Annotated in this window: 8 protein-coding genes; 6 read left to right on the top strand and 2 right to left on the bottom strand. The window is 75.1% G+C overall.

Annotated features, from left to right (window positions below; all coding sequences use genetic code 11):
• Window positions 1-110: 110 nt before the first annotated feature.
• Entirely contained in the window at window positions 111-1559 is a 1449-nt protein-coding gene (locus K6U79_10055; protein ID MCL6522694.1) for a (Fe-S)-binding protein, read from the top strand.
• A 6-nt stretch (window positions 1560-1565) separates the two neighbouring features.
• On the top strand, window positions 1566-1808 hold the full coding sequence (locus K6U79_10050) for a biotin attachment protein (protein MCL6522693.1): 243 nt from the start codon (window positions 1566-1568) through the stop codon (window positions 1806-1808).
• Between the two features lie 55 nt (window positions 1809-1863).
• Here the strand turns inward: K6U79_10050 and K6U79_10045 are convergent, their stop codons facing one another.
• Entirely contained in the window at window positions 1864-2799 is a 936-nt protein-coding gene (locus K6U79_10045) for a cytochrome c oxidase assembly protein (protein MCL6522692.1), read from the bottom strand.
• A gap of 190 nt (window positions 2800-2989) precedes the next feature.
• Between K6U79_10045 and K6U79_10040 the strand changes: the two genes are divergently transcribed.
• The 3 genes from K6U79_10040 (at window position 2990) to K6U79_10030 (ending at window position 5610) form a co-directional block, all read left to right on the top strand.
• Window positions 2990-4411: a DUF1446 domain-containing protein gene (locus K6U79_10040; protein ID MCL6522691.1), complete on the top strand. Its 1422-nt coding sequence runs from the start codon at window positions 2990-2992 to the stop codon at window positions 4409-4411.
• Window positions 4412-4487: 76 nt separating this feature from the next.
• Window positions 4488-4814, top strand: coding sequence for a hypothetical protein (locus K6U79_10035; GenBank protein MCL6522690.1), 327 nt, complete (start codon window positions 4488-4490; stop codon window positions 4812-4814).
• Window positions 4807-5610 (top strand): enoyl-CoA hydratase/isomerase family protein, encoded by an 804-nt coding sequence (locus tag K6U79_10030; GenBank protein MCL6522689.1) that lies wholly within the window; start codon window positions 4807-4809, stop codon window positions 5608-5610. Before K6U79_10035 ends, K6U79_10030 begins: the two co-directional genes overlap by 8 nt.
• Before the next feature lie 86 nt (window positions 5611-5696).
• Here the strand turns inward: K6U79_10030 and K6U79_10025 are convergent, their stop codons facing one another.
• The gene (locus K6U79_10025) at window positions 5697-7103 is read right to left on the bottom strand and encodes a trypsin-like peptidase domain-containing protein (protein MCL6522688.1); all 1407 of its coding nucleotides are present in this window, start codon (window positions 7101-7103) and stop codon (window positions 5697-5699) included.
• A 234-nt stretch (window positions 7104-7337) separates the two neighbouring features.
• On the opposite strand from K6U79_10025, the gene K6U79_10020 reads away from it, so the two are divergent.
• Window positions 7338-7588, top strand: a 251-nt coding sequence (locus K6U79_10020; protein ID MCL6522687.1) for a VUT family protein, incomplete at its 3' end; no start/stop codon positions are given.

Below are 7588 nucleotides of genomic sequence, written 5' to 3'. Positions count from 1 at the left end.
GTGCCCCCCGACCCCGCCCGCGCCGCGCTGGAGGAGCGCGTCGCCCGCGCCTTCGACCCGCTGGGGCTCTTCGCGGCCGGGGGGACGCGAGCGGAAGGAGGGAGGGGCTCGTGAGCGTGGCCCGGGAGGACGAGGAACGACGGGAGGCGTCGCCGGCAGGCGCCTTCCCGGCGCTGGAGCGACGGGCGCAGGGCGGCCGCTGGGCGGAGTTCGGCGGCGAGGCGGCGGCCGAGCAGATCGCGCACTGCATCAAGTGCGGCTTCTGCCTGCCGGCCTGCCCGACCTACGCGCTGACGCAGCGGGAGGCGGCCTCCCCGCGCGGGCGGCTGGCGCTGGTGGAGGCGGTGCGCGAGAGGCGCATCGAGCCGGACGCCTGGTTCGCGGAGCAGATGTACTTCTGCCTGGGCTGCCGCGCTTGCGAGAGCGCTTGCCCGTCGGGCGTCCGCTACGGCGAGGTGCTGGAGGCGGCGCGGGCGGAGCTGGCGCGACTGCCCGGCATCGACCCGCTGGGGCCGGTGGGGCGCGCGCTGCTCCAGGCGGTGGAGCATCCGACGCTCCTCCGCCTGATCGGCCGGCTGGGACGCTGGTACCAGAGGGACCCCCTGGCGCGCAGGCTGGGCGAGCCGCTTTTGCGCACACTGCCGGGCGGCCTCGACCGGATGGCGCCCATGCTTCCGGAAACGGTGGATGCGGAGGACGAGGAGGTGGAGAGTCGAGGCACGCCCGCGCACGCCGGGGCGGCCGCCGGCCCGCTGCCCGAGGTGGGCTGGTTCCCGGGCTGCGTCAGCGAGGCGCTCTTCGAGCCGGTCAACCGGGCGACGGTGGCGCTCCTCCGCGCGGCGGGATACCCGGTCCGTCCGCTCGGGGGGGCGCCCTGCTGCGGCGCCCTCCACGCCCACGCCGGCGACGAGAACGAGGCGGCGCGCCTGGCCAGGCGGAACATCGCCGCCTGGGAGGCGGCGGGCCGGCCGCTGGTGGCGGAGAACGCGGGCGGCTGCGGGGCCTTCCTGGGCGAGTACGGTCGGCTGCTGGCCGGCGATCCGGAGTGGGCCGAGCGGGCCGCCCTCTTCAGCCGGAGCGTGCGGGACTGGAGCCAGCTGGTGGCGCTGGAGCCGGTGGAGCCGCCGGAGGCGCCGGAGGGTGCGGAGCCGGAAGCGGGGCCGGCCGGAGAGCCGCCGGCGGTCACCTACCAGGACTCCTGCCACCTCCGTCACGGGCAGCACGTCTTCCGCGAGCCGCGCGAGATCCTGGCCAGCCTGCCCGGCTACCGCTACGTGGAGATGGAGGGCGCCGACCGTTGCTGCGGCTCGGCCGGCATCTACAACTTCACCCACCAGGAGGCCTCCATGGCCCTCCTGGACGGGAAGATGGAGGCGGTCGGTCGGAGCGGGGCGCAGGTGGTCGCCGTCGCCAATCCCGGCTGCTATCTTCAAATGCGGCTGGGCGCCAGCCGGGCCGGCCGCGGCGGGGAGCTGCGCGTCGCCCATGTGGCCGAGCTGGCCTGGGAGGCGGTCCGGCGGGGCACCGCCCGGGCCGTGCCGCGCCCGGCGGGGGAGTGAGCGGGTATGGTGGAGGTGCGGATCCCGGCCGACCTCTGGGAGCCGGAGGAGGCGGCGCAAGGGGTGCGGCTGGTCTGGCTACGCGAGGACGGGGCCCGCGTGGAGCGGGGCGAGGTGATCGCCGAGCTGGCGGTGGAGAAGGTCCAGTACGAGATCGAGGCGCCGGCCAGCGGCCGCCTGCGCCTGCTCCTTCCTGCGGAGGCGGCGGCGGAGCCGGGAGCGCTGATCGCGGGCATCGAGCCGGCCTGAGCCGCGCGGAGCCGGGCCGGTCGAGCGACCGACGGAGGTGGCGGCCGGCGGGCGCTCAGGCGCCGGCCCCGGGGGCGCCGGGCCGGGGCAGCGAGGCCTCGCGCTCCTCGGCCTCGGCCAGGAGCCGGGCCAGGTAGTAGCCGACCAGCGCCATCATGTAGACCATGGCCAGCAGCAGGTGGACCGCCCCGGCCAGCTGCTGGTCCAGGAGGACGCTCCACCCGTAAGGGTTGCGGACGGCGGCGTAGTGGGCGTAGACGGGGACCGGGCTGAAGAGGAACCAGATGCCCAGGAGCATGCTCACCGGCATGCTGGCCGCCACGTAGCCGGCCGCGGTACCGGGGGCGAGGCGACGGGCGCGGGGCGCCAGCCCGACCAGCTGCGCCCAGAAGACCAGGGCGGTGGCCAGGAAGGAGAGATGCTCGGCGTAGTGGGTCCAGTCGTTGCCCTGGGCGGCGTTGTAGAGGGGTGGCAGGTGCCAGAGGAGGAGCGTTCCGTTGAAGAGCGCCCAGGCCACCGCCGGCCGTCCGAGCCAGGCGCCCAGGCGGCGTAGCCAGCGCCGGTGGCCAAGCCAGGGCAGGGCCTGCCGGCTCCAGCCCCGGGGCGGCGCCCAGACCAGGATCGGGCCTGGGAGGCCCAGCAGGAGGAGCGGTGCCGAGACCATGGTCAGCACCTCGTGCTGGACCATGTGGAAGGCGAAGGAGCGGTCGCCCAAGTCGTCCAGGGGGCCCAGGAGCGCCCAGAGCACCGTGAGCAGCCCCGCGGCGAAGGCGGCCGCCCGCCAGCCGGTCGCCGTCCCCGCCCCGCCCGCGCGCCGCAGCCGGAGCCAACCGGCCGCGTAGAGGAGGGCGGCGAGCGAGGCCGGAAGGAGGAGCGTGGGCTCCGCCTGCCAGGGGCCTACGAAGGGCGCCAGGGGCGCCGGCGGGACGGCGGCGCGGGGTGCGGCGGGATGCGAGGCGGCCGCCAGCAGGAGCGTGGAAGCGCGGTTCACGAAAACCTCCCTCCCCGGCACGGGGCCGGCGGTCCCGGCCACCTTTCCATATCTTCCACCATCTCTACTCTAGAACAGAGGCGCGCGGCCCGGCCGGCTCCGCCGACGGCGCAACTTCGACGCCGCGTCGCGCGCGTGGCGCGAAGGAAGCCCTTCCCGCCGGGCGAAGCTTCCTGCGGGAGGTGGGGAGGTGGCGGTCCCCGGCGGTCCTGCCGCCCGGCCCGGGGCGGAGGGGGGACGCACCGTCCGCCTCGGCTCCGGCTCCGGCTACTGGGGCTCGGCGCTCGAGCCCGCGCTGGAGCTGGCCGAGCGGGGCGGCGTCGACTACATCGGCTTCGACTACCTGGCCGAGCTGACCATGTCGCTCCTCCAGCGCGAGCGCCTGCGCGACCCCGCCAAGGGTTACATCGAGGACATGGTGGAGATGGTGCGCCGCATCCTTCCTGCCGCCAAGCGGAACGGGGTGCGGCTGGTGGCCGACGGGGGCGGCGCAAACCCGGCGGCGGCCGCCGAGCGGGCGCTGGCCGTCGCCCGCGAGCTGGGCCTGCCCCTGCGCGTGGGCGTGGTGGAGGGCGACGACGTGCTGGCCAAGCTTCCCCAGCTGGAGGCGCAGGGCTGGGAGTTCGTCAACCTGGACACCGGCGAGCGCGGCCTCGACGGCATCCGCGAGCGCATCGTGGCGGCTCACGCCTACCTGGGGGCGGAGGGGATCGTCGAGGCGCTGGCGGGCGGCGCGGAGCTGGTGATCACCGGCCGCGTCTCGGACAACGCCCTCTTCGTCGGCCCCCTCATGCACGAGTTCGGCTGGCGGTACGAGGAGCCCTACTGGGACCGGATCGCCGCCGCGGTGACGGTGGGCCACCTCATCGAGTGCGCCGAGATGGTGACCGGCGGCATGACCGTCCGCTGGCGCGAGACGCCCGAGCCCTGGAACCTGGGCTATCCCGTCGCCGAAGTGACGGAGTCGCCGGACGGCCGCGTCGAGGCGGTGATCACCAAGCTCCCCGGCACGGGGGGCCGGGTCGACGCCTGGTCGGTCAAGGAACACCTGGTCTACGAGGTGCACGACCCGAGGCAGTACGTGATGCCCGACGCGGTGGCCGACTTCACCCGTCTCCGCCTGGAGGACCTGGGCGGGGACCGGGTGCTCGTCCGCGACATGGGCGGCGGGCCGCGGCCGGAGACGCTCAAGGTGCAGATCGGCTACGCCGACGGCTGGATCGCCGAGGGGCGGCTGGGCGTCAGCTGGCCGCATGCGCTGGAGAAGGCGCGCCACCTGGAGGAGTGGCTCCGCCGCCGCCTGGAGATGCGCGGCGTCCGGCCGCTGGGCCTCCGCTTCGACCGCGTGGGCATCGACATGCTCCACGGCGAGGCGGCCCCCTGGCCGGCGGACGAGGAGCAGGTGAACGAGGTGGAGCTGCGCGTGGCCGTCCACACGCGGACGCGGGAGGAGGCGGAGGCGGCGCGCAGGGAGTTCTTCCTGGCCACCACCTGGGGGCCGGCCGGCACCGGCTGGGGCGCGCCGCTGCGGACGCGGCAGGTGATCTCGCTCTTCCCCACGCTGGTGCCGCGCGAGGCGGTGGAGGTGCGCGTCCGCACCCTGGACGCCTGAGGCGCGCGGGGGCGGCCGGCCCGGGCGGGAGTGGCGGTGCGGGGCGCGCCCCCGGCGCGGCAAGGAGGCGACGACCGTGGCGAGGAAGCGGCTGGCGGAGCTCTGCTACGCCCGCTCGGGAGACAAGGGCGACGTCTCCAACGTCGGCCTGCTCGCCTTCGACGAGGCGGCCTACCAGGTGCTCCGCCGCGAGGTGACGCCGGCGCGGGTGAAGGCGCTGATGAAGGGCGTCGTCCAGGGCGAGGTGGAGGTCTACGAACTGCCCAACATCCTGGCCCTGAACGTGGTGATGCGGCGGGCGCTGGGCGGCGGCGCCACGCGCACGCTCCGCTTCGACCAGACGGGCAAGTCGCTGGGCAACGCGCTCCTCCGCCTCGAGGTGGAGGTGCCGGGCGATGGCTGAGGCGGAGCCGCTCAGGTTGGAGATCCGCCAGGGGGTGGCGCTCCTCACCCTGGACCGGCCGGAGCGCAGGAACGCCCTCTCGAGCACGCTCTGGAACCTGCTCACCGACTTCTGGGAGCAGGTGGACCGCGACGACCGCATCCGCGTGGTGGTCCTGACCGGCGCCGGCGAGCGGGCCTTCTGCGCCGGCATGGACCTGAAGGAGCAGGCCGAGCTGAGCGCGCGCGGCGAGGACCTCTTGGCGCGGGTGCGCGACCCGCTGATGCGGCGCATGCTGGAGGTGCGGAAGCCCGTCCTGGCGGCGGTCAACGGCGTCGCCGCGGGGGGCGGCTTCCTCTTGGTGCAGAACGCCGACTTGCGCCTGGCCAGCGAGGAGGCCACCTTCGCCATCGCCGAGGCCAGGGTGGGGCGCGGTTCGCCCTGGGCGGTGCCGCTCCTCGGCCAGCTGCCGCTGGCGGTGGCGCTGGAGCTGGCCATGACCGGCGAGCCGCTGCCCGCGCGGCGTCTCTACGAGCTGGGCTTTGTCAACCGCCTCCTGCCGCCCGCCCGCCTGCTGGAGGGAGCGCTCGAGCTGGCGGAGCGCATCGCCGCCAACGCGCCGCTCAGCGTCCTCGCCGCCAAGCGCGCGCTGCGCGAGGCCATGAGCCTGGGCCTCAAGGCCGGCCTCGACCGTGCGGCCGAGCTGTACCGGGTCGTCTACGCCAGCGCCGATGCCGTGGAGGGACCGCGCGCCTTCGCCGAGCGGCGGCCGCCGCGCTGGAGCGCCGCCTGGCGCTGGCCCGGCGAGGAGCGCTGAGGCGCGGAGGAGGCGGAGCAAGGAGAGGGGGCGGGTCGCACCCGCCCCCTCCTGCACGCTCGCTGACTCGGGGTCGCGGCTCCGGCTCAGCCCGGCAGGCTGGCCGGCCAGGCGGCCAGGCGGACCGGGATCTGGAGCGTGCGACCGCCCCGCACCACGGTCAGCGTGGCCGTCCGGCCCACCCCCACCCGGTCGAGCAGCGAGGAGAGCTGGACCGCCGAGGTGACCTTCTGGCCGTTGACCGCGGTGATGACGTCGGCCGAGGAGAAGTCCGGCTGGCCGGTGGTCGGGTCGACCGTCGCCGCCTGCAGGCCGGCGCTGCGCGCGGGGCTGCCGGGCAGCGTCTCCACCACCAGCACGCCCGAGCTGACGGGGAGGCCGTACTGCGAGGCCACCTGGGGCGTCAGCTCCATCCCGCTGATGCCCAGCCAGGCGTGCTGCACCTGCCCGCCGGCGAGCAGCTGGCTCGCCTCCGCCTTGAGGGTGTTGATGGGGATGGCGAAGCCGATGCCCACGTTGCCCGCCTGGCCGCCGCTGAAGCGCCCGCCGTTGGGCGCCTCGATGGCGGTGTTGATGCCGATCACCTCGCCGTTGGCGTCCAGGAGCGGGCCGCCCGAGTTGCCCGGGTTGATGGCGGCGTCGGTCTGGATCATGCCGGCGATGGAGTGCTGGTTGCCGGAGGGCAGCGTCCGCCCCAGCGCGCTGACGATGCCCGCCGTCACCGTGTGGTCGTAGCCGAACGGATTGCCGATGGCGATGGCCAGCTCGCCCACCAGCACCTTGTCCGAGTCACCCAGGGGAGCCACCGTGATGTCCGGGATCGCCTGGTCCGGCTGGATGACGGCCAGGTCGTTGCCGGGGTCGGTGCCGACCACGTGCGCCGAATAGGTGCGGCCGTCGGCCAGCTGGACCGTCAGCTGGTCGGCCCCCTCGATGACGTGGTAGTTGGTGACGATATGGCCCTGCGTGTCGATGAAGAAGCCGGAGCCCAGGCCGCTCTGCGTGCCGAACGGGCTCGAAGACTGCGACTGGATGGCCACCACCGCGTTCCCCACCGCCTGGTAGACGCGGGTGACCGGCGTGGCCAGCGAGGAGACGTCGGTGTTGGCCGTTGCGGCGAGACCGGCCTGTCCGCCGGCCTGCCCGCCGCTGGCGGCGGTCAGGGGAGGAAGCCCCGCCGTGCCGCCGCCGCCGTGCCCGACCCAGAAGTAGCCCAGCGCGGCACCGCCGGCCAGGCCGACCAGCAGGGCGACGACCACGGCCACGGCCACCGCCCGGCGGGGGCGCCAGCGGCGGCGCGTCGGGCGGCTCGTCGCCGGGATCGGCTCCTCTTCCACCTCCGGCGACTGCAGGGGCGACTGCAGGGGTGCGGGCTCGTCGGCTTCCGGCCGGAAGGCCTCGCCGGCTCCGCCCTCCAGGCGGCCGTCCGCCTGCCAGGCCCCGTCGCCCGTCCGGCGCGCCTCGTCATCCCGCGACGGATCCCACATGTCCATCTCCGTTTCACCCCCGGAAGCATCATGGCACGTGTCGCTGAAACGGTGGTGAAGGGCACCTGAGCGAAGCCTAAGAAGTCTCGCGGCCGTCGGGCGACTTCCGCGGCGGTGGACGGGTAGTATGCTACCTGCCGGGCGGCGCCCGACACGGCCCGCGGGGCCGGGCGGAAGGTTCCGGAGGCCCGCCGGGGGCCCGGAGGTCGCGGGGAGCCGCCGGAGGAAGGTCGGAGGCCCATGGAGCGCAAGTTCTCCGCCCTCTTCGTGATCGTGGCCGGCGCCTTCGTGGCCACGCTGCTCGTCGCCAACGTGGTCGCCGGCCGCCTGGTCAGCGTGGCCGGCCTCGCCCTGCCGGGCGGGGTGGTGGTCTTCCCGCTGACCTACCTCTTCGGCGACGTGCTGACCGAGGTCTACGGCTTCCGGCGCTCGCGCCTCGTCATCTGGACCGGCTTCGCCGCCAACCTGATGGCGGTGCTGGTCTACGCCGC

The organism is Bacillota bacterium (assembly GCA_023511835.1).
GTDB lineage: Bacteria > Bacillota > Sulfobacillia > JAIMAT01 > JAIMAT01 > JAIMAT01.
This window is presented reverse-complemented; position numbering and strand designations above follow the sequence as displayed.

Bases quoted from the DNA above. Each gene is read 5' to 3' on its own strand.
- K6U79_10030 (MCL6522689.1), top strand. From the start codon at position 4,807: ATGGCTGAGGCGGAGCCGCTCAGGTTGGAGATCCGCCAGGGGGTGGCG.
- K6U79_10025 (MCL6522688.1), bottom strand. From the start codon at position 7,103: ATGGACATGTGGGATCCGTCGCGGGATGACGAGGCGCGCCGGACGGGC.
- K6U79_10050 (MCL6522693.1), top strand. From the start codon at position 1,566: ATGGTGGAGGTGCGGATCCCGGCCGACCTCTGGGAGCCGGAGGAGGCG.